The 24,976-nt window shown below is 71.8% G+C and carries 24 protein-coding genes and 2 tRNA genes; 18 read left to right on the top strand and 8 right to left on the bottom strand.

Annotation, left to right across the window (positions count from 1 at the left end; translation table 11 throughout):
* Positions 1–7 precede the first annotated feature (7 nt).
* Positions 8–1,417 (bottom strand): amino acid permease, encoded by a 1,410-nt coding sequence (locus tag ACZ49B_RS24775; RefSeq protein WP_468309682.1) that lies wholly within the window; start codon positions 1,415–1,417, stop codon positions 8–10.
* 166 nt (positions 1,418–1,583) lie between these two features.
* On the opposite strand from ACZ49B_RS24775, the gene ACZ49B_RS24770 reads away from it, so the two are divergent.
* The gene (locus ACZ49B_RS24770) at positions 1,584–2,366 is read left to right on the top strand and encodes an SDR family NAD(P)-dependent oxidoreductase (RefSeq protein ID WP_468309679.1); all 783 of its coding nucleotides are present in this window, start codon (positions 1,584–1,586) and stop codon (positions 2,364–2,366) included.
* Between the two features lie 71 nt (positions 2,367–2,437).
* Here ACZ49B_RS24770 and ACZ49B_RS24765 read toward each other — a convergent pair whose 3' ends face one another.
* A complete protein-coding gene (locus tag ACZ49B_RS24765) occupies positions 2,438–3,853 on the bottom strand; it encodes an amino acid permease (RefSeq protein WP_468309677.1) in 1,416 nt (471 codons plus the stop codon).
* 285 nt (positions 3,854–4,138) lie between these two features.
* Here ACZ49B_RS24765 and ACZ49B_RS24760 point away from each other — a divergent pair, with 285 nt between their 5' ends.
* The gene (locus tag ACZ49B_RS24760) at positions 4,139–4,720 is read left to right on the top strand and encodes a biotin transporter BioY (RefSeq protein ID WP_468309674.1); all 582 of its coding nucleotides are present in this window, start codon (positions 4,139–4,141) and stop codon (positions 4,718–4,720) included.
* 84 nt (positions 4,721–4,804) lie between these two features.
* Here ACZ49B_RS24760 and ACZ49B_RS24755 read toward each other — a convergent pair whose 3' ends face one another.
* The gene (locus tag ACZ49B_RS24755; protein ID WP_468309672.1) at positions 4,805–6,250 is read right to left on the bottom strand and encodes an amino acid permease; all 1,446 of its coding nucleotides are present in this window, start codon (positions 6,248–6,250) and stop codon (positions 4,805–4,807) included.
* Positions 6,251–6,471: 221 nt separating this feature from the next.
* Between ACZ49B_RS24755 and ACZ49B_RS24750 the strand changes: the two genes are divergently transcribed.
* The gene (locus tag ACZ49B_RS24750; protein WP_266629240.1) at positions 6,472–6,957 is read left to right on the top strand and encodes a ribose-5-phosphate isomerase; all 486 of its coding nucleotides are present in this window, start codon (positions 6,472–6,474) and stop codon (positions 6,955–6,957) included.
* A gap of 72 nt (positions 6,958–7,029) precedes the next feature.
* Positions 7,030–7,836 carry an Fpg/Nei family DNA glycosylase gene (locus ACZ49B_RS24745; RefSeq protein WP_468309668.1) on the top strand — a complete coding sequence of 269 codons (807 nt, stop codon included), beginning with the start codon at positions 7,030–7,032 and terminating at the stop codon, positions 7,834–7,836.
* Between the two features lie 54 nt (positions 7,837–7,890).
* Here ACZ49B_RS24745 and ACZ49B_RS24740 read toward each other — a convergent pair whose 3' ends face one another.
* A complete protein-coding gene (locus tag ACZ49B_RS24740; protein WP_468309666.1) occupies positions 7,891–9,126 on the bottom strand; it encodes a GNAT family N-acetyltransferase in 1,236 nt (411 codons plus the stop codon).
* A gap of 117 nt (positions 9,127–9,243) precedes the next feature.
* On the opposite strand from ACZ49B_RS24740, the gene ACZ49B_RS24735 reads away from it, so the two are divergent.
* The 5 genes from ACZ49B_RS24735 (at position 9,244) to ACZ49B_RS24715 (ending at position 14,918) form a co-directional block, all read left to right on the top strand.
* Positions 9,244–10,386: a SpoIIE family protein phosphatase gene (locus ACZ49B_RS24735; protein WP_468309664.1), complete on the top strand. Its 1,143-nt coding sequence runs from the start codon at positions 9,244–9,246 to the stop codon at positions 10,384–10,386.
* A gap of 146 nt (positions 10,387–10,532) precedes the next feature.
* Positions 10,533–11,486 carry a hypothetical protein gene (locus ACZ49B_RS24730; protein ID WP_468309661.1) on the top strand — a complete coding sequence of 318 codons (954 nt, stop codon included), beginning with the start codon at positions 10,533–10,535 and terminating at the stop codon, positions 11,484–11,486.
* A gap of 185 nt (positions 11,487–11,671) precedes the next feature.
* A complete protein-coding gene (locus ACZ49B_RS24725) occupies positions 11,672–12,523 on the top strand; it encodes an ABC transporter ATP-binding protein (RefSeq protein ID WP_468309659.1) in 852 nt (283 codons plus the stop codon).
* On the top strand, positions 12,523–14,430 hold the full coding sequence (locus ACZ49B_RS24720; RefSeq protein ID WP_468309657.1) for an ABC transporter permease: 1,908 nt from the start codon (positions 12,523–12,525) through the stop codon (positions 14,428–14,430). The genes ACZ49B_RS24725 and ACZ49B_RS24720 overlap by 1 nt, the downstream gene beginning before the upstream one ends.
* The gene (locus ACZ49B_RS24715; RefSeq protein WP_468309654.1) at positions 14,370–14,918 is read left to right on the top strand and encodes an FtsX-like permease family protein; all 549 of its coding nucleotides are present in this window, start codon (positions 14,370–14,372) and stop codon (positions 14,916–14,918) included. Before ACZ49B_RS24720 ends, ACZ49B_RS24715 begins: the two co-directional genes overlap by 61 nt.
* Before the next feature lie 217 nt (positions 14,919–15,135).
* Here ACZ49B_RS24715 and ACZ49B_RS24710 read toward each other — a convergent pair whose 3' ends face one another.
* Both ACZ49B_RS24710 and ACZ49B_RS24705 read right to left on the bottom strand, forming a co-directional pair.
* Positions 15,136–15,327: a hypothetical protein gene (locus ACZ49B_RS24710; protein WP_468309651.1), complete on the bottom strand. Its 192-nt coding sequence runs from the start codon at positions 15,325–15,327 to the stop codon at positions 15,136–15,138.
* On the bottom strand, positions 15,306–15,683 hold the full coding sequence (locus ACZ49B_RS24705; RefSeq protein ID WP_468309648.1) for a DUF4232 domain-containing protein: 378 nt from the start codon (positions 15,681–15,683) through the stop codon (positions 15,306–15,308). Before ACZ49B_RS24705 ends, ACZ49B_RS24710 begins: the two co-directional genes overlap by 22 nt.
* Positions 15,684–16,679: 996 nt before the next feature.
* Here ACZ49B_RS24705 and ACZ49B_RS24700 point away from each other — a divergent pair.
* From ACZ49B_RS24700 to ACZ49B_RS24690, 3 genes are all read left to right on the top strand, one after another.
* The gene (locus tag ACZ49B_RS24700) at positions 16,680–18,098 is read left to right on the top strand and encodes a pyridoxal phosphate-dependent decarboxylase family protein (RefSeq protein WP_468309645.1); all 1,419 of its coding nucleotides are present in this window, start codon (positions 16,680–16,682) and stop codon (positions 18,096–18,098) included.
* Positions 18,095–18,553: an HD domain-containing protein gene (locus tag ACZ49B_RS24695; protein WP_468309643.1), complete on the top strand. Its 459-nt coding sequence runs from the start codon at positions 18,095–18,097 to the stop codon at positions 18,551–18,553. Before ACZ49B_RS24700 ends, ACZ49B_RS24695 begins: the two co-directional genes overlap by 4 nt.
* A gap of 177 nt (positions 18,554–18,730) precedes the next feature.
* Positions 18,731–18,925 (top strand): hypothetical protein, encoded by a 195-nt coding sequence (locus ACZ49B_RS24690; RefSeq protein ID WP_030297273.1) that lies wholly within the window; start codon positions 18,731–18,733, stop codon positions 18,923–18,925.
* Here the strand turns inward: ACZ49B_RS24690 and ACZ49B_RS24685 are convergent.
* Positions 18,922–19,059, bottom strand: coding sequence for a hypothetical protein (locus ACZ49B_RS24685; protein ID WP_468309640.1), 138 nt, complete (start codon positions 19,057–19,059; stop codon positions 18,922–18,924). The two genes, ACZ49B_RS24690 and ACZ49B_RS24685, sit on opposite strands and share 4 nt — an antisense overlap.
* Before the next feature lie 264 nt (positions 19,060–19,323).
* On the opposite strand from ACZ49B_RS24685, the gene ACZ49B_RS24680 reads away from it, so the two are divergent.
* Positions 19,324–19,611, top strand: coding sequence for a hypothetical protein (locus ACZ49B_RS24680; RefSeq protein WP_468309638.1), 288 nt, complete (start codon positions 19,324–19,326; stop codon positions 19,609–19,611).
* Positions 19,612–19,808: 197 nt separating this feature from the next.
* Here ACZ49B_RS24680 and ACZ49B_RS24675 read toward each other — a convergent pair.
* A tRNA-Gly gene (locus ACZ49B_RS24675) sits at positions 19,809–19,879 on the bottom strand.
* Between the two features lie 169 nt (positions 19,880–20,048).
* Between ACZ49B_RS24675 and ACZ49B_RS24670 the strand changes: the two genes are divergently transcribed.
* The 5 genes from ACZ49B_RS24670 to clpX all read left to right on the top strand — a co-directional run bounded on the left by ACZ49B_RS24670 (position 20,049) and on the right by clpX (position 24,829).
* Positions 20,049–20,125, top strand: a tRNA-Pro gene (locus tag ACZ49B_RS24670).
* A gap of 172 nt (positions 20,126–20,297) precedes the next feature.
* Entirely contained in the window at positions 20,298–21,692 is a 1,395-nt protein-coding gene (gene tig, locus ACZ49B_RS24665) for a trigger factor (RefSeq protein WP_468309636.1), read from the top strand.
* Positions 21,693–22,013: 321 nt separating this feature from the next.
* A complete protein-coding gene (locus ACZ49B_RS24660) occupies positions 22,014–22,631 on the top strand; it encodes an ATP-dependent Clp protease proteolytic subunit (protein WP_351884830.1) in 618 nt (205 codons plus the stop codon).
* Between the two features lie 86 nt (positions 22,632–22,717).
* Complete coding sequence (locus tag ACZ49B_RS24655; protein WP_030297267.1) at positions 22,718–23,389, top strand: ATP-dependent Clp protease proteolytic subunit; 672 nt, start codon at positions 22,718–22,720, stop codon at positions 23,387–23,389.
* 153 nt (positions 23,390–23,542) lie between these two features.
* Complete coding sequence (clpX, locus tag ACZ49B_RS24650) at positions 23,543–24,829, top strand: ATP-dependent Clp protease ATP-binding subunit ClpX (protein ID WP_030297265.1); 1,287 nt, start codon at positions 23,543–23,545, stop codon at positions 24,827–24,829.
* The last annotated feature ends 147 nt before the right edge of the window (positions 24,830–24,976 follow it).

Raw genomic sequence — 24,976 nt, 5'->3', positions numbered from 1 at the left:
CGGGCCGTCAGGCCCGGGCCGCCGCCCGGCGCTGCATGACGTATCCGGTCGCGGCCAGGGCCGCGGTCAGGCCGCCGGTGAACACCACCTGGACCCGGGTGTCCTCGCCCAGGACCATCAGGACCAGGACCCCGACCACCCCGGCCAGTGCCACCCACGTCAGGTACGGGAAGCCCCACATCTTCACGACCAGCTTCTCCGGGGCCTCCCGCTCCAGCCGGCGCCGCAGCACGAACTGCGAGACGGCGATGAAGCCCCAGACGACGAGGATGACCCCGCCGACCATGTTCAGCAGCCAGGCGAACAGGGTGTCCGGATACCAGTACGACAGCAGCACGGTGACGAAACCGAACCCGCAGGAGGCGAGCACCGCGCGGCGCGGCACCCGGCCGCTGACCTTGCCCAGCGCCTTGGGGCCCTGGCCGCGGGAGACGAGCGAGTGGGCCATCCGCGAGGAGCCGTAGACGTTGGCGTTCATCGCCGACAGCAGGGCGATCAGGATGACCACGTTCATGATCTCGCCGGCGGCCGGGATGCCCAGGTGGTCCAGGGTGGCCGCGTACGGGCCCTCCCCGGTCACCGCCGGGTCGTTCCACGGCAGCAGCGTGACGATGACCAGCATGGAGCCGACGTAGACGATCGCGATCCGCCACATGGTGGTCTTCACGGCCCGGGCCACGCCCTTGACGGGGTCGTCGGACTCGGCGGCCGCGATGGTCACCGTCTCCAGACCGCCGTACGCGACGACCGAGGCGAGCAGTCCGACCAGCAGGCCGTCCATGCCGTTCGGCAGGAACCCGCCGTCGTGCACCAGGTTGGCGGCGCCGGGGGAGGAGGTGCCGGGCAGCAGGCCGAGGACGGCCAGCACGCCCAGGCCCAGGAACAGCGCGATCGCGCCGATCTTGAGGGCGGCGAACCAGAACTCGAACTCGCCGAAGTGGGAGACGGCGGCCAGGTTGGTGCCGCAGAACAGGGCCATGAAGGCCAGCACCCACATCCAGGACGGGGTGCCCGGGAACCAGCCGGTCATGATGTGCGCCGCGCCGATCGCCTCGATGGCCACGCCCACGCACAGCAGCGTCCAGAACATCCAGCCGGCCGTGAACCCGGCCCAGGGGCCGATCGCCCGGTCCGCGTGCACGGAGAACGAGCCGGAGGCGGGGTTCGCGGCGGACATCTCGCCGAGCATCCGCATCACGAACATCACGAGCAGCCCGGACGCGGCGTACGCGACCACGATCGAGGGACCCGCGGCGGCGATGCCGGCGCCGGAGCCGACGAAGAGGCCGGCTCCGATGACCCCGCCGAGGGCGATCATCGAGAGGTGGCGCTGCTTGAGGCCGTTGCCGAGGGGGGATCCGGCGCCGCCCGAGGGGGGCGCCTCCTGGGCGCGGGGCGCGGTGGATGTCTGGCTCATGGAGGTGTTGCCTGTCCGGTGTGCGGGTGGACGGGAGGAAGTGCCCCAGTCTCACCTCTGTCCGATCATCGGACGCTTGGTGTCCGTTATTCGGACAATGGGATGACCGCCGGTGATCGTCCCCGTACGCTCGCGGCAAGACACCGAAGACGCGGCAGGAGGCCGAATGGACCACGGCACAAGGGAATTGGCGCCGACGGGCCGGGGCGTACTGGTCACCGGAGCCTCCCGGGGCATCGGGCGGGCCGTCGCCACCGCCTTCGCCCGGCAGGGGGACCGGGTCGCCGTGCACTGCACCGCCCGCCGGGCCGACGCCGAACGGACCTTCGCCGAGCTGCCCGGGGACGGCCACGTCCTGCTCACCGGCGACCTCGCCGACCCCGCGCAGGTGGCGGACCTGGCCGCCGCGGCCGAGGACGCGCTCGGCGGTGTGGACGTGCTGGTCAACAATGCCGCCGTCATGGTCGCGCACCCGCTGCCCACCACCTCGTACGCCGACTGGCAGGCGGCCTGGCAGCACACCGCCGCGGTCAACCTGTTCGGCGCCGCCAACCTCGTGCACTGCGTCGCCCGCCGCATGATCGACGGCCGCCGCGCGGGCCGCGTCGTCAACATCGGCTCGCGCGGCGCCTTCCGGGGTGAGCCCGACCACCCGGCGTACGGCGCCACCAAGGCGGCCCTGCACGCCCTCGGCCAGTCCCTCGCCGTCTCCCTGGCCCCGCACGGCATCGCGGTCGCGGCCGTCGCACCCGGCTTCGTGGCCACCGAACGGGTCGCCGGGCGGCTCGACGGGGAGGAGGGCGAACGCATCCGCGCCCAGAGCCCCTTCGGCCGGGTCGGCACCCCCGAGGAGGTCGCCGCCGCGGTCCTCCACCTCGCCTCGCCCGCGGCGGCCTGGAGCTCGGGCACCGTCCTCGACGTCAACGGCGCCTCGTACCTGCGGACCTGACGGCCCCCGAACGCGCAGCGGGCCCCCGCCTTCCGGCACAGGGGGCCCGCTCCTTCACCGCTTCCGCGGGATCAGCCCCGGCGCGCCCGGATCTCGCGCACCCAGGCCACCACCAGCACGGCCGCGGCCGCACCGGTGGACCACAGCAGCTGCGGCCGTGCCGCGTCGTCGAACAGCATCAGCACCAGCACCGCCGCCATGCCGATCAGCGCCGCCCACGTCAGGTACGGGAAGCACCACATCCGCAGCGTGAGGCGCTCCGGCATGTCCCGCTCGAGCGTGCGGCGCAGCTTCAGCTGCGAGACCGCGATCAGCGCCCACACGAACAGCAGCACCGCGCCGACCGCGTTGAGCATGTAGAGGAAGACCGTGTCCGGCCACAGCAGGTTCAGCACCACCGACACGAAGCCGAAGGCCACCGAGGCGAACACGGCCCGGCGCGGCACTCCGCCGCCGGACACCTTCAACAGCGCCGCGGGCGCCTCGCCGCGCTCGGCCAGCGAGAACACCATGCGGGAGGAGCCGTACAGGTTGGCGTTGAGCGCGGAGAGCAGCGCCACGAACACCACGATGTTCATGATCTGGCCGGCCGCCGGGATCCCGATGGAGTCCAGCACCGCGACGTACGGGCTCTCGCCCGGCGTCAGCGAGTCCCACGGCAGCAGGGTGACGATGACCACCATCGAGCCGACGTAGAAGAAGAGGATGCGCCACACGGCGCTGCGCACCGCGCGGGCCACGGACTTGGCCGGGTCGTCGGACTCGGCGGCCGCGATGGTGACGACCTCCAGGCCGCCGAAGGCGAAGATGACGGCGAGCATGCCGGCGACCACCCCGCCGAAGCCCTCGGGGAGGAAGCCGCCCTGGCCCGTGAGGTTGGCCATGCCGATCGGATCCGTGTCCGGGAGCAGGCCGAAGATCGCGAGGGTGCCGAGGACCAGGAACAGCACGATCGCGCCGACCTTGAGGGCCGCGAACCAGAACTCGAACTCGCCGAAGTTCTTCACGGCGGCCAGGTTGCTCACGGTGAAGACCACCATGAAGATCAGCACCCAGACCCACTGGTCGACCGAGGGCAGCCAGCCGTTCGCGATCTTCGCGGCGCCGGTGGCCTCCACGGCCAGCACCACGACCAGCAGGAACCAGTACAGCCAGCCCGCGGAGAAACCGGCCCAGCGGCCCAGCGCCCGCTCCGCGTACACGGAGAACGACCCGGAGGCGGGCATCGCCGCCGACATCTCCCCGAGCGCGCGCATCACCAGCATGGCGAGGGCGCCCGCCAGCAGGTACGAGCAGATGATCGCGGGGCCGGCGATGCCGATGCCGGCGCCGGAGCCGACGAACAGCCCGGCGCCGATCACGCCGCCGAGGCCCAGCATGGTCAGGTGGCGCTGCTTGAGACTGTGGCTGAGGGGTTCCTCCGGCAGGCCGGGGCCGGTCGGCGGGGTGGGCCCGGAAGGCGGTGCGGTGGGCAAGCGGTCGCGCATGAGTGGGTGCTCGTACTCTCGTGCTCGGCAGCGGCGGTGGGGGCTCCGCAGAGGATTGGCGGGACCCTACAGTCTCGCCGGACGGCGCCCCTCCGTGCAAAACGGACGTGTTGTCTGAATCTGGCTCGTGACGCGGATCACTGCATGTCAGGTGTGAACCGGCCTCTTTGTGCACTCCCCACCAAACCGGTGAGTAGGGCTTTGTCCCGGCCGACGGAGAGGAGGCGCCCGGCCGCGCACTAGCGTCGGTGATCGTCCCGTCACCCTCACTCCGCGGAGCCTCCGATGAGCACTGCTTCCGTCTCCTTCCGCCCCGGCGCCGTCCTCGCCGACCTGCTGCCCGCGAGCCGCGTCCGCGACATCGCGCTCGTCGTCGGCGGTGCCGCGCTCACCGGCCTGGCCGCGCAGCTCTCCGTGCCCGTCCCCGGCTCCCCAGTCCCGGTCACCGGCCAGACCTTCGCGGCCCTGCTGGTGGGCACCGCCTTCGGCGCCCGCCGCGGCTTCCTCTCGCTCGCCCTCTACGCGCTCGTCGGCATGGCGGGCGTGCCGTGGTTCGCGGGCGGCACCTCCGGCGCGGGCGGCGCCTCCTTCGGCTACGTGCTCGGCATGCTGCTCGCCGCCACCGTCGTGGGCGCCCTGGCCCGCCGCGGCGCCGACCGCTCGGTGCTCCGTACGGCCGCCACGATGGCGCTGGGCTCCGCCCTGATCTACGCGGTGGGCGTGCCGTACCTGGCGCTGTCCACCGGGATGTCCTTCGGCGCGGCCGTCGCGGCGGGTCTGACGCCGTTCCTGATCGGCGACGCGCTCAAGGCCGCGCTGGCCATGGGTCTGCTGCCCGCCACCTGGAAGCTGGTCGGCCGCAAGTAGCCCCCGTACGGCAAGCGCTGCAAGCACGGCAGCCCCGGACCACTTCGCGTGGTCCGGGGCTGCCGTGCTTGCTCACGTGCCTGCCTAGGCGCGCTCGGCCACGCGCTCGGCGGCCTTGCGGCGCATGTCGCGCACCACGCCGATGACCAGCACGACGGCGGCGACCAGCAGCGACAGCATGACCGTCTCGCGGTTGTCCTTGTCGTAGACCATGTAGGCCAGGACGAAGGTGATCATCGCGGCGGTGGCCCACGTCAGGTACGGGAAGAGCCACATCTTGACCGTCAGCTTGTCCGGCGCCTCGCGGACGAGGATCTTGCGCATGCGCAGCTGGGTCAGGCAGATGACCAGCCACACGAAGAGCGCGATGGCACCCGAGGAGTTCAGCAGGAAGCTGAAGACGGTGTCCGGGGAGCTGTAGTTGAAGTAGACCGCGGCGAAGCCGAAGACGACCGAGCCCAGGATCGCGGCCATGGGCACGCCCCGCTTGTTGACCTTGGCGAAGATCTTGGGCGCGTCACCGCGCTCACCCAGCGAGAACGCCATGCGGGAGGCCGTGTACATGCCCGAGTTCAGGCAGGACAGCACGGCGGTCAGGACGATCACGTTCATGATCTGGCCGGCGTGCGCGATGCCGATCGAGTCCAGGGCGGCGACGTACGAACCCTTGTCGACGATCGACTTGTCATTCCACGGCAGCAGGGTGAGGACGATGAAGATCGAGCCCAGGTAGAAGACGCCGATGCGCCAGATCACCGAGTTGGTGGCCTTGGTGACCGCGCGGCGCGGGTCCTCGGACTCGCCGGCCGCCAGGGTGACGATCTCGCTGCCCATGAAGGAGAAGACGACCATCAGCACACCGGTGAGGATGGAGCCCCAGCCGTTCGGCATGAATCCGCCGGCGTCGGTGAGGTGGGCGAAGCCCGCACCCGGGTTGTCCGAACCCGGCAGCACGCCGAACACGGCCAGCATGCCGACGATCACGAAGGCGCCGATGGCGACGACCTTGATGCCGGCGAACCAGAACTCGAACTCGCCGTAGGAGGCGACCGAGCCGAGGTTGGTGACCGTCAGGACCACCATCACGATCAGGGCCCAGCCCCACTGCGGGACGGCCGGGACCCAGCCTTCGAGGATCTTCGCACCGGCCGTCGCCTCAACGGCGAGCACGACGACCCAGAAGAACCAGTACAGCCAGCCGATGGAGAAGCCGGCCCAGCGGCCGAGCGCGCGGTCGGCGTACGCCGAGAAGGAGCCCGAGTTCGGGCTGGCGGCGGCCATCTCGCCGAGCATCCGCATCACGAAGACGACCATCGCGCCGACGAGGAGGTACGAGATCAGGATGGCGGGGCCGGCCTTGGCGATGCCGCCACCAGAGCCGACGAAGAGACCTGCGCCGATGACGCCACCAATGGCGATCATGGAAAGGTGGCGGTTCTTGAGACCGGCCTTCAGACCGTCGGAGGGCAGGCCCTCACCGGAGTTACCGGTGGGGTTGCCTTCCTTCTGAAGGGTCGTCGTGGAGCTCATGGACGGATCCTTAGGTTCTCGGGTTGCGAGGCCCCGGCATTCAAACCTGAGATGAACGCAGGACGGAAGACCTCAGTCCGGATCGTTGCCTTGGGATGAAAGTCCAGGACGTGGGTCCCGCCCTGTCCCATCTGCGTTCTTTGGGTTTACTTGAGCTTTAGAAGTGACTTACGCGACACCCCTCCGCGGATCTTCCGGGCCGCTCGTGCCACACTCGTCGCATGCGCGTGTACCTCGGATCCGACCATGCCGGCTTTGAGCTCAAGAACCACCTGGTGGACTGGCTCAAGAACAACGGCCACGAGCCCGTCGACTGCGGGCCCCACATCTACGACGCGGTGGACGACTACCCGCCGTTCTGCCTGCGCGCCGCGGAGAAGACCGCAGCGGACGCCGACAGCCTCGGCATCGTGATCGGCGGCTCCGGCAACGGCGAGCAGATCGCCGCGAACAAGGTCAAGGGCGTCCGCGCCATCCTGGCCTGGAGCGTCGAGACCGCGAAGCTCGGCCGCGAGCACAACAACGCCAACGTGATCTCCGTCGGCGGCCGCATGCACACCCAGGACGAGGCCGTCAGCTTCATCGAGGCCTTCCTGGCGACCCCGTACTCCGACGAGGAGCGCCACACCCGCCGCATCGAGATGCTCTCCGCGTACGAGACCACCGGCGAGCTCCCCCCGATCCCGGCCCACCACCCGCAGGGCTGATCTTCCGTTTCGTCGTGCCGCCGTGGCTCCGGGCCCGGCGGCACGGCCGTTTCCAGAGGTAGGAGCAGTGCAGTGCCCGAGGGGCATACGATCCACCGCCTCGCCCAGGACCACACCGAGCGCTTCGCCGGACGGCCGGTCCGGGTGAGCAGCCCGCAGGGCCGCTTCGCCGAGAGCGCCGCCCTGCTCGACGGGCGGGACCTGGAGAGCGCCGAGGCGCACGGCAAGCACCTGTTCCTGGAACTCGGCGACGCCTGGATCCACATCCACCTCGGCCTGTTCGGCAAGCTCGGCTTCGGCCCCGCTCCGGCGCACCCGGCCACCGACACGGTCCGGCTGCGGCTGCTCAATGCGGAGCACTGGGCCGACCTGCGCGGCCCCACCGCCTGCGCACTGATCGGCGACGCCGAGAAGAAGGCGATACACGAGCGGCTCGGCCCCGACCCGCTGCGGCCGGCGGACGACCCGGACCGCGCCTGGAAGCGGATCTCCCGCTCCCGCACCACCGTCGCCGCCCTGCTCATGGACCAGAAGGTGATCGCGGGCGTCGGCAACGTCTACCGCGCCGAGGTCCTCTTCCGGCACGGCATCGACCCGTACCGGCTGGGCAAGGACCTCACGCGCGGCGAGTGGGACGCCATGTGGGCGGACCTGGCGGCGCTGATGCGCGAGGGCGTACGGAACAACCGGATCGACACCGTCCGCGACGAGCACCTGCCCGAGGCCATGGGCCGCCCGCCGCGCGTGGACGACCACGGCGGCGAGGTGTACGTCTACCGCAGGGCGAACATGCCCTGCCACATCTGCGGGACCGAGGTCCGCACCGCCGACCTGGCGGCGCGCAACCTCTTCTGGTGCCCGTCCTGTCAGACCCGCTGAGGCCGGACCCGCTGAGGCCGGACCCGGCGACCCGAGCGGCCTCGGGAAGGCCGCTCAGAAGCCGTGCGGGAGCCAGGGGGCCGCGTCGGCGGTGAAGGCCCGCGAGGCCGCAGCCAGGGCGCCCGGGCGCAGCTCGCGCACCCGGCCCGCCGCCGCCAGCGCGGTCAGGGTGATCCCGCCGAGGTACGCCGAGCCCAGCTCCCGGGCCGACAGCTCCAGGTCCGCCGGGTCCGCGGTCCGCGTGACGCGGGCGGTGCCCTCCGCGTCGCAGACCAGCCGCCACCGCCCCTCGTTCCACGGGCAAAACGCGTCCTCGACCTCCACGACCACGTCCAGCGGGGCCCCGTACGTCCGCGCCTCCAGGGCCTGAGGCAGGTCCACCAGCCGCAGGTGCAGCGAGTCCTTCAGGCTCGGCCGCGACCGCCGGACGTCGCTGACCAGGTGGAGCACCGGATCGTCCACCGGTCGCCTGCCGGCCCGGACGGTGGAGGTCAGGTCGATCTCGAAGAGGTAGCGCCACAGCGCGGCCGTCGCCGCCGGGTCCAGCGCATCGAGATCGGCCACCTCGACCTTGCCCTCCGGGCCCTGCGGCTCCCAGACCGCCCTGACCCGGTAGCGGGCGTACCCGGCCACCTCGCCGTCCGCCCGCTCCGCCACCACGCACTTCAGCGGCGAAGCGCCCTCGCGCAACACCTCCGGATCCAGCACCCCCAGCCGCTCCCAGCCGGGCTGCCGCGCCGGCATGCCGGGCCGCCGCGCGACCAGCTCCGCGTACACCTGCTCGCAGTCCGACAGCGCCTTCTCCGGATCGACGAGCCGCAGCCGCACCTCGTCCGTCCCCGGCGGCACCGAGAGCCGTACGCGGGTGCTGTCGATGGCCAGGGCCAGCGCGTACGACGCGATGCCGTAGCCGAAACGCCCGTAGATCGCCGCCTCCGAGGCCGTCAGCACGGCGAGCGGCTCGCCACCCGCACGGATGTCGTCGAGCTGGCGGCGCATCATCGACGTGAGCACCCCCCGGCGGCGGTGCGTCGGCGCGACGCCCACCATCGTGACCCCGGCCGCCGGCACCAGCGCGCCGCCCGGCACCGAGAGGCGGTACGAGAACGCACTGGCCGAGCCGACGCAGGTCCCGCCGTCCCAGACGCCCAGCGAGCGCCCGGGCTCCGTCAGAGACTTGTAGAGTTCCCGCTCCTGGGAAGACTCCGGCACCCCGCCGAACGCCAGTTCCAGGTGGTCGTACCAGACATCCCACTCATCAGCCTGCAATACGCGCATCTCAAGAGCCATACGGCCATCCTTACCAGGGCATTCCGTCACAGTCGAAGGGTTTTCGACCGGCCGGAGCCCCCAGGTCCGGGGGTCCCCCTGCGCATGCACAGCCAGGATGGATAAGGTCCCGAAGCAATGGCCGGAGCACGCATGGAGACGCTCATGGCCCGGATGCGCATGCTGTCGCACCGGGCTCGCACCGCCCTGCGCAAATCCGCCGTCGACTACTTCCGCGGCGACGCCTCCGACTGGCTCGCCTTCGCCGGGCTGCTCCTGACCATCCCCGCCATCGCCTGCGGCACGATCATGCTGCCGGTCTGGTTCTCGCCCTCCGCCCTCGTCCTGCCGATCGTCGCGGGCGGGCTGCTGCTGCGCCCCGCGAGCCTTCTCGCGCTGTACGCGGCCTCCGCGGCGGCGCTCATCGTCGAAGCCCTCGTCCTCGGGCCGTACACCCTCGGCCCCGCCCGGGTCACCCCCGGCACGGTCCTGGTCGTGGCCGCCTGCGGGTTCTTCGGACTGGTCATCGCCCAGTTCCGCAGCCGCGTCGGCGTGCCCTGGCGGCGCGGCGGCACCATGCTCTTCGACCTGCGCGAACGCATCCGGGTCCAGAGCAAGCTGCCCGGCCTGCCGCGCGGCTGGCACCGCGAGATGGCCCTGCGCCCGGCCGGCGGCCAGTCCTTCTCCGGCGACTTCGTCGTCGCCGCCCGGACGAACGGCGGCCGGACCCTCGAGGTCGTCCTGACCGACGTCTCCGGCAAGGGCATGGAGGCCGGCTCCCGCGCCCTGCTCCTGTCCGGCGCGTTCGGCGGCCTGCTCGGCGCCCTGCCCCCGCACGGCTTCCTGCCCGCCGCCAACGGCTACCTGCTCCGCCAGGACTGGGACGAGGGCTTCGCCACCTCCATCCACCTCGTCCTGGACCTGGAGACCGGCGACTACGAACTCCTCTCCGCCGGCCACCTGCCCGCCCTCCAGCTCTCCGCGGGCACCGGCCGCTGGCAGGAGAAGTCCGGCGAGGGCCCGCTGCTCGGCGTCTACGACGGCGCGGAGTTCGAAGCCGCCCGCGGCAACCTGCGCCGCGGCGACGTCCTCATGCTCTTCACGGACGGCCTCGTCGAGACCGCCGACCGCGACATCGGCGAGGGCATCGACCGCCTCACCGGCGAAGCCGACCGCTACGTCGCCGCCGGCTGGGACGGCGCGGCCTGGCACCTGATCGAAAAGGTCGCCAAGGACGTCAACGACGACCGGGCACTGCTGCTCATCCGCCGCTCACCCTGACCTGTCAGTGGCCGATGGCAGCATCCAAGTGCCCTGCCGCGCCCCTGTACACGAACCCCTTTGTGTTTCGGGCGAACGCTGTGCACACTGATCACCGTTGAATCGAACAGGTTCAATTTTTCATGCCACTTTCGTGGGGGGATTGCATGACTCTCAACCGCAAGCGCGCCGCCTGGATCGGCGCGCTCGTCGCCGCCGTCGTCACGGCCGGCGCCGTCGGAGCCCCGGCGCAGGCCGCCGAGGGCAAGACCATCAAGCCGGTGTCCGGCAAGATCCAGCCCAAGAAGCTGCCGGCGAACGCCAAGGCCAAGGTCGCGGCGAAGGCGACGGCCAAGTCCAAGGCCGAGTCCAGTGCATCGAGCCAGGCGTCCGGTCTCGCCGCTGCGGGCAGCATCACGCTGCAGCCGGGCGAGGTGCTCGCGTCCAACGAGTACATCCAGACCGCCAACGGCGTCCTGTACATGCAGCCCGACGGCAACCTGGTCCTGGACCACGTGGCCGGCGCCGAGCTGTGGGCGTCGGGCACGTACGGCAACCCCGGTGCCTACGCCGTGTTCCAGGCCGACGGCAACTTCGTCGTCTACAAGAAGGGCGGCGGCGAGGGCAAGGGCGGGGCCGTCTGGAGCAGCGCCACCTGGGGCAACGCCAACGGCCGCATCGACTTCCAGGACGACGCCAACCTCGTGGTCTACCGCAAGGACGGGTCGGCCGCTTGGTCCACCCGCACCTGGCAGGTGTGGGACACCACGCTGAGCGGCGGCGAGAACCTGGACCGCGGCACGTGGATGGCCGCCACCAACACCGTCCTCGCCATGGACAACCGCGGCTACTTCGCGGTCTTCGAGCGCAACTCGGACACCGTCCGCTCCGCGGTCGGCGCCTACAGCCCCGGTGCGTACGCCCGGATGCAGAAGGACGGCAACTTCGTGATCTACGCGAAGAACGGCGGCGAGGGCAAGGGCGGCGCCCTCTGGAACACCGAGTCGTGGGGCAACCCCGGCGCCTACCTCACCTACGGCATGGATTCGACCCTCGTGCTGCGTGCGGCCAACGGCGAGGAGCTCGGCCGCTTCGCGACCGGCGACAACGAGCAGGGCTGATCCGGTCCACGGCGGGTTCCGGGCCTGAGCGCCCGGCCGTCTGACCGTTACCCCACCCCGGGCCGCACGGCCTGGGGTGGGGTTTTCCCCACCCCGGGCCGACCGGGTTCCGCCATGGTCCCGAGGGCCCCCGCCTCCGTAGCGTCGAGACCACGATCATCGGCGGACACGGAAGGCGGCACATCATGGGGCTCCGGCGGAGCAGGCGGCAGCGCGAGACCGGGCGGGGTGCGTACGAGGGCACCGGGCGCGCGGCGTACGAGGGCACCGGGCAGGGGGCCTACGACAGCACCGCCGCCGTCGAGTTGCGCGGCGTACGGCGTGAGTACGGCCGGGGCACCGCCGCCGTGCACGCGCTGCGCGGGATCGACCTCAGCCTCCCCCGCGGCAGCTTCACCGCCGTGATGGGACCCTCCGGCTCCGGCAAGTCCACCTTCCTGCAGTGCGCGGCCGGGCTCGACCTGCCCACCGCAGGCTCCGTCCGCCTCGGCGGCACCGAGATCACCGGCATGAACGAGAACGAGCTCACCGAGCTGCGCCGCAGCCGCCTCGGCTTCGTCTTCCAGGCCTTCAACCTGCTGCCCTCCCTCACCGTGGAGCAGAACGTGCTGCTCCCGATGCGGCTCGCCGGCGGCCGCCAGGACCGTGCGCGGGCCGCCGACCTGCTCGCCCGCGTCGGCCTCGAGGGCAAGGGCCGGCGCCGCCCCGCCGAGCTCTCCGGCGGACAGCAGCAGCGCGTCGCCATCGCACGGGCCCTGGTCACCCGGCCCGACGTCGTCTTCGCCGACGAGCCCACCGGCGCCCTCGACACCACCACCGCGGCCGAGGTCCTCGGGCTGCTCCGGGCCGCCGTGGACTCCATGGGCGCCACCATCGTCATGGTCACCCACGACCCGGCCGCCGCCGCCCACGCCGACCAGGTGCTCTTCCTCGCCGACGGGCTGATCGCGGACCGGCTGCCGCACAGCTCCGCCGCGGTCATCGCCGACCGGATGACCGCCCTCACCGCCCCGGCGTACGCGGGAGCGGCCGCCTGATGCCGCTCCACCCCAACGGCCTGGCCCGGGCGGCGGTCCGCTTCCGCCCCGCCGCCTTCGCCGGCACCTTCATCGCCCTGCTCATGACCGTCGCCATCGTCTCCGCCTGCGGCATCCTGCTGGAGAGCGGAGCCCGGGCGGCCGTCCCGCCCACCCGGTACGCCCAGGCCCCCGTCGTCGTGGCCGCCGACCAGCAGATCCGCTGGCAGGTGGGCAGCGGCGAGGGCTCGTACGAGGAATCCGTACGGGTCCCGGAGCGGGCCCGGGTCGACGCCGCCCTGCTGGAACGGCTGGCTCCGCTCGGACGGGCCGTCCCCGACGTGGTCTTCCCCGTACGGGGGGATGCGGGCTCCGCCGTGGAGGCCTCGGGTTGGGGGGCGTCGGCCTTCACCGGTGCACAGCTCGGCCGGGGCCGGGCCCCGGGGGCTGCGGGCGAGGTCGTGCTGGGTACGGGAACGATTGCGGGTGCGGGTGCGGGTGCGGGTGCGGGTGCGGGGTTCGCAGGTGACCGGGTGTCGCTCGACACCCCGGTCGGCAAGCGGGAGTTCCGCGTCGTGGGACACGCCGAAGGCACCGGTGTCTGGTTCTCCGACGCCGAGGCCCGCGCCCTGTCCGGGCACCCCGGCACGCTCGACGCCGTCGTCCTGTTCGATGCCGACCCCGCCAGGGTCCGCGCCGCCGTCGACGGCCGCGCCCAGGTGCTGACCGGCGCCGCCCGCGCCGTGGACCCGCAGCTCGCGGGCGCCAGGGAGCTGCTGGTCGGCCTCGGCGGCTCCTTCGGCGGCACCGCCACCCTCGTCGCCGTCTTCACCGCCGCCGGGACGGTCGCGCTCTCCGTCGGGCAGCGCTCCCGCGAGTTCGCCCTGCTGCGGGCGGTCGGAGCCACCCCGCGACAGATCCGCCGCACCGTCGCCACCGAAGCCCTGCTCGTCGCGCCGGTCGCGGGCGCGCTGGGCTGCGTACCCGGAATCGCCCTTGCCGCCTGGTGGTTCGGGCAGCTCAAGGCCAAGGGCGCGATCCCGGCCGGGGTCGACCTCGCCGTCTCCTGGATCCCCCTGGTCTCGGCCGTCGGCATCGGCCTCGTCGCCGCCCTGCTCGCCGGCTGGGCCGCCGCCCGCAGGCCCGCCCGGATCCGCCCCGGCCAGGCGCTCGCCGAGGCCGCCGTGGAACGCCTCCGCCCGGGGTGGATCCGTACGCCGCTCGGCCTGGCGGCCGTGGCCGGCGGGACCGCCTGCGCGGGCCTGGCCGCCACCTCCGGCGGGGACGACGCCGCCAACGCCGCGCTCGGCGTGGTCATGCTCTTCATGCTGGCCGTGGCCCTGCTCGGCCCGCTGATCGCCCGCGCCTGTGCCTTCGTACTCGGCTTCCCGCTGCGCGCCGGCGGCGCCTCCGGCTCGCTCGCCGCCGCCAACTCCCGGGCCCACGCCCGCCGACTCGCCTCCGCGATCACGCCGATCGTGCTCGCCATGGCCTTCTCCTCGACCCTGGTCTTCCTGCACACCAGCGAGGAACGTGCCGCCCGGCAGCAGCAGGAGGCCGGACTGCTCGCCGACCACGTGATCACCGACCCCCCGACCGATGTGCGCGGGGAGTCGCGGTCACCCGTACCTCCGTCCTCGCGATGTTCGGCACGGGCCCCGAGCAGCGGTTCCAGTCCGTCTCGGCCCAGGGCGTCGCGGGCGATGTCACCACCGTCCAGGACCTGGGCGTACGCGAGGGCAGCCTGGCCGCGCTGCGCCCCGGCACGGTGGCCGTGGACCGCAGCCTCGCGGAGTCGGCCCGCCTCGGCGTCGGCGACCGCGTGCAACTCCGGCTCCCCGACGGGGCTCCGGCGACCCCCGAGATCGTGGCCGTCTACACCCGGGGCCTCGGCCTCGGTCAGGTCACCCTCCCGGCGGCCGACCTGACCGGCCACACCACGGCGGGGCGCGCCACCGAACTGCTGATCCGCGGCCCGGTCCCGGCGGGTCTGGGGTCCGCGATGTCCACCTCGGACTGGACCACCGCCCAGAACACGGACCGCGAGGTCAACGCCTGGGCCAACACCGTCATGGCGGCCGTCCTCGGCGGTTTCGCGGCCGTCGCCGCCGCCAACACCCTGGTGATGACCGTCCTCGACCGCCGCCGCGAGCTGCGGATGCTGCGCCTGGTCGGTTCCACCCGCCGCCAGGTGCTCCGGATGCTGCGCTGGGAGGCCCTCCTGATCGGCGGCGCGGGCGTCACCCTCGGCAGCGCGATCGCCCTGGCCACGCTGTACCCGCTGACCAAGGCCCTCACCGGGGCGCCCCCGCACATCCCGCCGATGCTGTACGCCTCCTTCGCGGCGGCGGCCCTGACCCTCGGCCTGACCGCCACCACCCTGCCGGCCCGCTGGGCCCTCCGCCGGGAAAGGTAGCCGGGCGCGTGCCGGGCCCTGGCCGAACCGGATGCGCCGGACACCGACCAGCGAGCGCCGCAGCCTTCCGCGGAGCACGCCGGCCGGTGTCCGGGGCGAATTCCCGGCGTGGCGGCGACCCGGCCCGTCACCCGGGCACCGTCAGAGGGTCGGAGAACTCCGCTCCGCGCACGGCGGCCGCGCAAAGCGGGGCACGACGACCGCGCCTCGGTCACGGTCATCGGTACGGCCACTGGCCCGGATGCGGTTGCGCGCACAGGTCCACCCCCGACGGCAGGTCCTGGACGTCCCCGCCCAGCGCCGCAGGCATCATGCGGTGCAGCCGCCGGTGCAGCTCGTACGCGGTCCGCGTCTTCCCGCCCCCGAAGGGTCCGTTGAGCCGGATGATCAGCGGGTCATCGCCTTCCAAGGGCCGATCCCGAGCTTCCCGGTGTTCCCGAGGTCGACGGAGTGCTCGAGCTCCAGCTCCACCCGGGGCGCACCGGCCCGCGGGGTCACGTCCAGCACCCACCCCTCGGCGGCGGGCACCGTCCCCTCGGTCACCAGGTTCCGCCACACCATCATGACCGTGGCCGCTTGGCCGGGCCGGAGCTCCACCCTCTGCGGGGCACCCTCGGCGCCGGTCGGCGCGGACGTGATCTCCTCCGCCCCGTGCACGACTGCGACTTCGACCGGGACCCGCTTCTTGTCCAGCAACCGGATCTCCGGATAGCCCTCGAGTACATAAGTCTGCTTGCTGCAGTTGACCAGCTGGACGTCGGTCACCCGAAGCCCCATCGCGGCGTTCCCGGTCCCTTCGAGCAGCCGCACCCCGCCGTCGGGACAGTCCTCTTGCGCCCCTGCCGCCGATGGCGCAGCACCGACGGACGGCGCGGCCCCCGCCCCACTGGGCCCCGGCGCGGCCTCAGGCGCGGGCGGCGTATCGCACCCCACGACCACCCCCGCCAAAACGGCCCCCCAGACAACCCCCGCCACCCACCACGTACGCGCCATCCTCCGACCCTACGACCCCCACCGCCGCCCCCGACCCCGCCCGCCCAACTCCGGCTCCCTGCCGCCGACTACCCGCTGCCGCCCGGCCTGCCGCGCCTCCGGTCCTGTGCTGCCCGTCTGCGCGCCTCCGCCTGCCGCCACCTCCGCCGGGCACTGCCCGCCCCGCCTGCCCCCTACTTGCCCTCCGACCTCCGCCTGCGTGCCGCCTCCACCTGCCCTGCTCCGCCCTCCCCCTTCTGCCCGCGCGTGCTCGACCTTGCCTCCCCCCCCCCGCCTGCCCGCCCGGTTTCCGGCTGCCTCACCCACCCCAGCCGTCCCGCCCGACTCCGCCCACCAACCAACTCCAGGCCGCAGCAGGAAATCCAGCCCCCTCGTCGGAACCTCAGCCCCGCCGGCGTTTGAGGCGCGGGTCTGGGGCGGAGCCCCAGGGGCCCTGGCGTAGCCGGCGGTCGCTTGCGCGGCTTCGCGCCAGTCAAGCCCGTCCCACTCCCGCCGAGTCCCGGCCCACACCGTGTAGCTCCAGCCCCCACCAGCCAACTCCCGGCCGCAGCGGCCATCCAGCCCGGTCGGCAACCTCAGCCCCGCCGGCGTTCGAGGCGCGGGGTCCGGGGCGGAGCCCCGGAGAGCCTGGGCGCAGCCCGGGGCCGCTCGCGCAGCCGCGCCGCACGTCACGCGGGGCCCCGGGGGCGGGCCCCCGGAGACGCGGGCTGGGCCAATCACCCCCGATTGGCCGGTCCGCCGCGCCCGGCGGATCCCTACCGTGCCCCCATGGACCGCACGCTCGCCGCCGACCTCGCCCGCCTCCCCGACCTCCTCGAGGCCACCCGCCGCACCGCCGCCGACGCCCTCGGAGCCCTGGACGCCCGTCCCGTCGTACCGCCCGCTGGGCCGCCCCAGGACCCCGGGCCGCCCCGGGACCCCGAGCCGATGCCGGAGCACGCCGCCGGGGCGGACGCCGCCCTCGCCGCCTTCCGAAACCGGTGGGAGCCCCGCCTCTCCGCCTCCGCCGGCCCCCGCTACCTCGGCTTCGTCACCGGCGGCGCCACCCCCGCCGCCCTCGTCGGCGACTGGCTGACCGCCGTCCACGACCAGAACTCCAACTCCGCCCTGGACCCCGCCGGCCAGGACCTCGAACGCGAAACGATCACCTGGCTCCGCGAGCTCTTCGGCCTCACCGCCGCCCACACCGGCACCTTCGTCAGCGGCGCCACCATGTCCAACACCACCGGCCTCGCCATCGCCCGCGAGTGGCTCGGCGAACGCCTCGGCGTCTCCCCCTCCGAGGACGGCGCGGCAGCCCTCGGCCCCGTCCGCGTCCTCTCCGGAGCCCCGCACTCCTCCATCGCCAAGGCCCTCTCCGTCCTCGGCCTCGGCCGCAGCTCCCTCGTCGCCGTCCCCACCCTCCCCGGCCGCGAGGCCGTCGACCCCGCCGCCCTCGACCGCGCCCTGGCCGACACCCCCGGCCCGGCCGTCGTCGTCGCCAACGCCGGCACCGTCAACACCGTGGACTTCGACGACCTCCACGCCATCGCCGCCCTCCGCGAACGCCACGCGTTCTGGCTCCACACCGACGCCGCCTTCGGCGCCTTCGCCGCCCTCTCCCCGGAACACGCCCACCTCGCCGCCGGCCTCGACGCCTCCGACTCCCTCTGCATCGACCTGCACAAGTGGCTGAACGTCCCCTACGACAGCGCCGTCCAGTTCACCCGCCGCCAAGACCTCCAGGCCCGCGTCTTCCAGAACGCCGCGGCCTACCTCGGCCCGCTGGGCGAGCGCCCCGACCTCGTCCACCTCACCCCCGAGAACTCGCACCGGCTGCGCGCCCTCGCCGCCTGGTTCACCCTCCGCGCGTACGGCCGCCAAGGCCACCGCGAGATCGTCGAGCGCGACATCGCCTGCGCCCGGGCCCTCGGCGCCGCACTGGAGCAGGACCCCGCCTTCCGCCTCCTCGCCCCGGTCCGCCTGAACGTCGTCTGCTTCACCCTCGCCGAGGACCCCACCCCGGCCCGCCTGACGGCCCTCCGGGAGGCGGCGCAGGAGGAGGTCTTCGTCACCCCCACCGTCTACGAGGGAACCCCCGCCCTGCGCGCAGCGTTCTCCAACTGGCGCACCACACAGGCCGATGTACGCCGGGCCGCGCAGGCTCTCCGTACAGCGGCACACACGGCAGCGAAGGGGACCGCATGACGCAGCAGCAACCGCTGACCCTGCTCGAGGTCGAGGCCCTGGCGCGCTCCGCGCACGAGGGCCAGACCGACAAGGCCGGCCGGCCGTACGCCGAGCACCTCGCGGCCGTCGCGGAGGGAGTCCGTACCCGCGGCGGCAGCGCGGAGCAGCAGGCGGCGGCCTGGCTGCACGACGCCGTCGAGGACGACGCGCTCAGCCGGGAGTGGCTGGATTCCGCCGCTCTGCCCCAGCCGGTGAAGGACATGGTCCTGGCGGTCACCAAGCGCCCCGGCGAACCGGTGGAGGAGTACGCGGCCCGGATCCTCGCCACGCCCGGCGCCCTCCTGGTCAAAGAGGCCGACCTGGCGCACAACGCGGACCCCGTACGGCTCTCCGTACTGGACGGCCCCACCCGGGAACGACTGTCCGCGAAGTACGCGTATGTCCGCTCCCTCCTCGGCCTCACCGCACCGTGACGCCGGCCCCGCGCCCGAAATATGACCGGTGCACGGCCGGTTGGCGGGAACGCATCGAGGCCGATTCGTCACGGGGCGGATAGCCGGGGCCCGTTGGTGGGAGGATGGTCCATGTGGGGGCGCGCGCGGGCCGCGCGCCCCAGGCCGACCAGGGGACGACCGAAGGTGTGATCAGTAGTGGCCATTTCGCTGTCAGTGGTGGTTCTGTTGGCGGTCATCCTGGTGGTGCTCGTCCGCGGCAACCACATCAAGGCCGGCCCCGCGATCGTCGCGGTCCTCTTCGGCTTCTTCCTGGCGTCCAGCTCGATCGCCCCGGACGTCAACCGCTTCCTCAACTCCCTCGCCGACACCATCGCCGGAATCAAGCTCTAGGGGAACTCGGGGAGTGCCGGCCGCCCGCCGGTACTCCAGGTCCGCTTCACCCGGCTGCCCAGCGCCATGACGCCGAGGGTGGCCGAATTCTCGTCGGCGATCGCCTTCTCCATGCGGGACGCGAGCACCGTCAACGCATCGGCCTCAGGCGGCCCGGCGTACGCAACCTCCCCCGCTCGCCGTCACGACCGTCCGTGAGATGCCATGGGGCAAACCGGACGATAGGCTAAAAGTGGCATCAGTACGGCGTAACGGAGCGAGACTTCCCCTCGGCACCCCCCCCGTGCGACCGCTGCCGCGGGTTTCGGAGCCGTCACGCCTGACCGGCCGCACCGTCACCGTCCAAGGCAGGTTGAATGATGAACCGGACACGTCGTCTTGCAGCGCTCACTCTGTTGGTGGCCCCCGCGCTCGCGCTGGGCCCCGCCGTTGCCGCACACGCCTCGACCACCCAGGCCCCCGCGGCCGCGAAGTGCAACGTCGAGGTGGATTCAGCCGGCAAGTACCACCTGTGGGGTGAGGGATTCCCCGCCGGCACGACAGTGACCTACTCCGGCTCCGCCTCGGGTTCGGTCCCCATCGACAAGTCGGGGAGGTTCGACCTCGGCGGTCTGACTGGGAGCAAGTACGTCGTCAAGTCGGCCGACGGCAAGACCACGGTCACCTGCACGGCGGTCACCCACTGAGACCTCCGCCCGTTCCGAACGAGCGGGCCGCATCCCGTGGACGAATCGATCGATCGCCGATGCGCTGAGCAAGCCCGCCCAGGGCACGCGGAAGGGCAGGGGTACGCAGGAGGCACGGGGACCTGATCGCAGACCCCGGGAACGACTAAGGGCCAGGCGGAGGAAACATCCTCTGACCTGGCCCTTCAGTGCATCAGAGCGGGCGACGGGAATCGAACCCGCGTAGCTAGTTTGGAAGACTAGGGCTCTACCATTGAGCTACGCCCGCAACGCGTGCGCCGCAGGTCCGGGGGACCGCGGCACGGACAGCATCCTAGCGGGTCGGGCCGGGGGAGTGCACACCGCATGACGCGCCCGCGGTGCGGCGTCCGGAAACGTTCGCTTAAAACCCCGCGCATCGGAGGGTCTCCGGGCATGTACCCTACGTGTCGCACCGACGGGGTGTGGCGCAGCTTGGTAGCGCGTCCGCTTTGGGAGCGGAAGGTCGTCGGTTCGAATCCGGCCACCCCGACCACCAGTACCACCGGCATCGCCATCACGAGATCGCGTTGTGGGCTGATTGCCGCTTGCGGCTACTATGCAAGCTGCGTGCCCGTGTGTCTGATGTACCGGGCCGAATCCGCAGAACCGCTGAATCGCAGCGCGGACGCAGAACCCCAAGCAGTCAGCCACAAGGAGACCGAACCGTGAAGAGCGCCGTGGAGACCCTGAACCCGACTCGGGTTCGGCTCACTGTTGAGGTGCCCTTCGAGGAGCTCAAGGACAGCCTCGACGCGGCGTACAAGAAGATCAACCAGCAGGTCACGGTGAAGGGCTTCCGCAAGGGCAAGATCCCCGCCCGGGTCATCGACCAGCGCTTCGGTCGCGGTGCGGTGCTGGAGGAGGCCGTCAACGACGCCCTCCCGAAGTTCTACACCGAGGCCGTCAACGAGGCCGACCTGAACCCGCTGGGCCAGCCTGAGGTCGACATCACGGAGCTGAAGGACGGCGAGCTGCTGGCCTTCACCGCCGAGGTCGACGTCCGCCCCGAGATCGAGATCCCGGACTACTCCGGCATCGAGGTCGAGGTCGACGCGGTCGAGGTCTCCGACGAGGACATCGAGAAGTCGGTCGAGCAGCTGCGCGGCCGCTTCGCGTCCACCAAGGACGTCGAGCGCGCGGCCGAGGACGGCGACGTCGTCACCATCGACCTCGAGGCCAAGGTCGACGGCGAGGTGCTGCCGGACGGCGTCGCCTCCGACGTCTCCTACACCATCGGCTCGGGCGAGCTCCTCGAGGGCATCGACGACGCGGTCAAGGGCCTGGAGGCCGGTGGCGAGGCCACCTTCACCTCCCAGCTGAAGGGCGGCTCCGCCGAGGGCAAGGACGCCGAGGTCACCGTCAAGGTCACCAAGGTCTCCGCCCGTGAGCTGCCGGAGCTGGACGACGAGTTCGCGCAGATGGCGAGCGAGTTCGACACGCTCGAGGACCTCAAGGCGGACAGTCGCAAGCGCCTCGAGAACATGAAGCAGTACGACCAGGCCACGCAGGCCCAGGAGCGCGTCCTGGAGAAGCTGCTGGAGCTCGTCGAGGTGCCGATCCCCGAGAAGCTGCTCGAGGACGAGGTCAACACCCGCAAGCACAACCTGGAGCACCACCAGCTCGGCCAGATGGGCCTGACCATCGAGAAGTACCTGGAGTTCCAGGGCAAGACGGTCGAGGAGTTCGACGCCGAGACCAAGGACCAGGCGATCAAGGGCATCAAGACCCAGTTCGTCCTGGACGCGCTCGTCAACAAGGAGAAGCTGGGCGTCGACCAGGAGGAGCTCACCGAGCACCTCATGCGCCGTGCCGCCTCCTCCGGCATGTCCCCCGACCAGTTCGCCCAGGCCGTCGTCGAGGGTGGCCAGGTGCCGATGCTCGTCGGCGAGGTCGCCCGCGGCAAGGCCCTCGCGGTCGTCGTCGAGGCCGCCAAGGTCGTCGACACCAACGGTGAGGTCGTCGACCTCTCCGACGAGGAGGACGAGGCCGAGGCCGCCGCCGAGACCGCCGTCGACGGTGACGCCGACGCCGCCGAGGCGCAGGCCGACGAGGCCAAGTAACACCCTGGGCGCCGCCCCGCGCGGCGCCCGCTGAGCAGCACCCGAAGGGCCCGTACGCAGCCGTGTACGGGCCCTTCGCACACTCCGCGCACGGCGCCGCCCACAGGGCATGCGCCCGGCCCCCGAAGGGCCCACGGACCTTGCGCTCCGAGCGAACAGTTCGGGAAGCGGGATGGCGTTGTCCGACCTGCGCGTTAGGGTCCATGAATACGAGGGCACGGGAGTACCCGGAGCCGGCGGCCACCGCCGCCCCGATCGGTCCGCGCCCCAGAACGAGACGCTGAGACGGCATGTGGCCGTCGGAGACGAGCAGGTGGATACGTGACGAATCTGAAGCCTTACGCCGCGGGTGAGCCGTCCATCGGTGGCGGCCTCGGCGACCATGTCTACAACCGGCTGCTCGGCGAGCGCATCATCTTCCTCGGCCAGCAGGTCGACGACGACATCGCCAACAAGATCACGGCGCAGCTCCTCCTCCTGGCCGCGGAGCCGGAGAAGGACATCTACCTGTACATCAACAGCCCTGGCGGCTCGGTGACGGCGGGCATGGCGGTCTACGACACCATGCAGTACATCCCGAACGACGTCGTCACCATCGGCATGGGCATGGCGGCCTCCATGGGCCAGTTCCTGCTCACCGGCGGCGCCCAGGGCAAGCGCTTCGCGCTCCCGAACACCGACATCCTGATGCACCAGGGTTCCGCCGGCATCGGTGGCACCGCCTCGGACATCAAGATCCAGGCCCAGTACCTGCTGCGCACGAAGCAGCGCATGGCCGAGATCACCGCGCACCACTCCGGCCAGACCGTGGAGGCGATCATCCGCGACGGCGACCGCGACCGCTGGTTCACCGCGGAGGAGGCCAAGGACTACGGCCTCATCGACGAGATCATCTCCGCCGCGTCGCTGGTCCCGGGCGGCGGCGGCACCGGGGCCTGATCCCGGCCCCGGCGCACGGGACCTCGTACGAGGCCCCGTACGCCCGCCCGCACCCGGCAAGCCCCAGCCCGCAGAACGCCACCAGGATGGTGAACACCCAGATGCACATGAACAACCTCTCTCCCGCGAGCGGCCTCTACACCGGCGCGCAGGTGGACAACCGCTACGTCGTCCCGCGCTTCGTCGAGCGCACCTCGCAGGGCGTGCGCGAGTACGACCCGTACGCCAAGCTCTTCGAGGAGCGCGTGATCTTCCTCGGCGTGCAGATCGACGACGCCTCCGCCAACGACGTCATGGCGCAGCTGCTGTGCCTGGAGTCGATGGACCCGGACCGGGACATCTCGATCTACATCAACAGCCCCGGCGGCTCGTTCACCGCGCTGACGGCCATCTACGACACGATGCAGTTCGTGAAGCCGGACATCCAGACGGTCTGCATGGGCCAGGCGGCCTCCGCCGCCGCGGTCCTGCTCGCCGCCGGCACCCCCGGCAAGCGCATGGCGCTGCCGAACGCCCGCGTGCTGATCCACCAGCCGTCCGGCGGCACCGGCCGCGAGCAGCTCTCCGACCTGGAGATCGCGGCCAACGAGATCCTGCGCATGCGCGACCAGCTGGAGACCATGCTGGCCAAGCACTCGACCACGCCGATCGAGAAGATCCGCGAGGACATCGAGCGCGACAAGATCCTGACGGCCGAAGACGCGCTCGCGTACGGCCTGATCGACCAGATCGTCTCGACCCGCAAGAACTCCCACTGATCCTTGCCACCAATTGGCGTGGGCACGTCGTCACATTCGGCGATGTGAACCACGTCAAGGGGGCCCCGTACGGGGCCCCCGGCAAGGTACCGTCGGATATGAGGCACCAGGAGCGCTGAACCAGGCGTCTCCCAGGCGAAGGGGAAGCACCTCGTGGCACGCATCGGTGACGGCGGCGACCTGCTCAAGTGCTCGTTCTGCGGAAAGAGCCAGAAGCAGGTGAAGAAGCTCATCGCAGGACCCGGTGTGTACATCTGCGACGAGTGCATCGACCTCTGCAACGAGATCATCGAGGAGGAGCTCGCAGAGACCTCCGAGGTCCGGTGGGAGGAACTCCCCAAGCCTCGTGAGATCTACGAGTTCCTGGAGAGCTACGTCGTCGGCCAGGAGCCGGCGAAGAAGGCCCTCTCGGTGGCGGTCTACAACCACTACAAGCGGGTCCAGGCCGGCGAGAACGGCGGCGCGCAGGGCCGGGACGACGCGATCGAGCTCGCGAAGTCCAACATCCTGCTGCTGGGCCCGACGGGTTCGGGCAAGACGCTCCTCGCCCAGACGCTCGCGCGCATGCTCAACGTCCCGTTCGCCATCGCCGACGCGACGGCGCTGACGGAGGCCGGGTACGTGGGTGAGGACGTCGAGAACATCCTGCTCAAGCTGATCCAGGCCGCCGACTACGACGTCAAGAAGGCCGAGACCGGGATCATCTACATCGACGAGATCGACAAGGTCGCCCGCAAGAGCGAGAACCCGTCGATCACGCGCGACGTCTCGGGTGAGGGCGTCCAGCAGGCCCTCCTCAAGATCCTCGAGGGCACGACGGCCTCGGTGCCGCCGCAGGGCGGCCGCAAGCACCCGCACCAGGAGTTCATCCAGATCGACACGACGAACGTGCTCTTCATCGTGGGCGGCGCCTTCGCCGGCCTCGAGAAGATCATCGAGTCGCGTGCGGGCGCCAAGGGCATCGGCTTCGGGGCGACGATCCGCTCGAAGCGCGAGATCGAGGCGAGCGACCAGTTCCAGGAGGTCATGCCGGAGGACCTGGTGAAGTTCGGGATGATCCCGGAGTTCATCGGCCGTCTGCCGGTCATCACCTCGGTGCACAACCTGGACCGGGAAGCCCTCCTCCAGATCCTGGTCGAGCCGCGCAACGCGCTGGTGAAGCAGTACCAGCGGCTGTTCGAACTCGACGGCGTCGAGCTGGACTTCGAGCGTGAGGCGCTCGAGGCCATCGCGGACCAGGCCATCCTCCGCCAGACGGGCGCGCGGGGGCTGCGCGCCATCATGGAGGAGGTCCTGATGTCGGTGATGTACGAGGTCCCGTCCCGCAAGGACGTGGCCCGCGTGGTCATCACGGCGGACGTGGTCCGCTCGAACGTCAACCCGACGCTGGTCCCCCGCATCGTCCCGAAGGACCAGGGCCCGCAGGAGAAGTCGGCGTAGCCGTCACGACGTACGAGGAGGGGGGGGGGGGGGAGGGAAACGCGCCCCCCCCCCCCTTTTTCGGGGGCCACCCCCCCCCCCTCACGCAGGAGGGTTTGTGAGGCTCTCCCACAACCCCGAGGGCTGCCCCCGGGTTGGGCCCCCCCT

This window comes from Streptomyces sp. NPDC031132 (assembly GCF_055570595.1).
The sequence above is the reverse complement of the archived record's forward strand: the minus strand, read 5'-3'. Positions and strand labels throughout refer to the sequence as shown.

Coding starts and splice junctions, on each gene's coding strand:
- ACZ49B_RS24775 (WP_468309682.1), bottom strand. CDS start 1,417: ATGAGCCAGACATCCACCGCGCCCCGCGCCCAGGAGGCGCCCCCCTCG.
- ACZ49B_RS24770 (WP_468309679.1), top strand. CDS start 1,584: ATGGACCACGGCACAAGGGAATTGGCGCCGACGGGCCGGGGCGTACTG.
- ACZ49B_RS24765 (WP_468309677.1), bottom strand. CDS start 3,853: ATGCGCGACCGCTTGCCCACCGCACCGCCTTCCGGGCCCACCCCGCCG.
- ACZ49B_RS24760 (WP_468309674.1), top strand. CDS start 4,139: ATGAGCACTGCTTCCGTCTCCTTCCGCCCCGGCGCCGTCCTCGCCGAC.
- ACZ49B_RS24755 (WP_468309672.1), bottom strand. CDS start 6,250: ATGAGCTCCACGACGACCCTTCAGAAGGAAGGCAACCCCACCGGTAAC.
- ACZ49B_RS24750 (WP_266629240.1), top strand. CDS start 6,472: ATGCGCGTGTACCTCGGATCCGACCATGCCGGCTTTGAGCTCAAGAAC.
- ACZ49B_RS24740 (WP_468309666.1), bottom strand. CDS start 9,126: ATGGCTCTTGAGATGCGCGTATTGCAGGCTGATGAGTGGGATGTCTGG.
- ACZ49B_RS24735 (WP_468309664.1), top strand. CDS start 9,244: ATGGCCGGAGCACGCATGGAGACGCTCATGGCCCGGATGCGCATGCTG.
- ACZ49B_RS24730 (WP_468309661.1), top strand. CDS start 10,533: ATGACTCTCAACCGCAAGCGCGCCGCCTGGATCGGCGCGCTCGTCGCC.
- ACZ49B_RS24725 (WP_468309659.1), top strand. CDS start 11,672: ATGGGGCTCCGGCGGAGCAGGCGGCAGCGCGAGACCGGGCGGGGTGCG.
- ACZ49B_RS24720 (WP_468309657.1), top strand. CDS start 12,523: ATGCCGCTCCACCCCAACGGCCTGGCCCGGGCGGCGGTCCGCTTCCGC.
- ACZ49B_RS24700 (WP_468309645.1), top strand. CDS start 16,680: ATGGACCGCACGCTCGCCGCCGACCTCGCCCGCCTCCCCGACCTCCTC.
- ACZ49B_RS24695 (WP_468309643.1), top strand. CDS start 18,095: ATGACGCAGCAGCAACCGCTGACCCTGCTCGAGGTCGAGGCCCTGGCG.
- ACZ49B_RS24655 (WP_030297267.1), top strand. CDS start 22,718: ATGGTGAACACCCAGATGCACATGAACAACCTCTCTCCCGCGAGCGGC.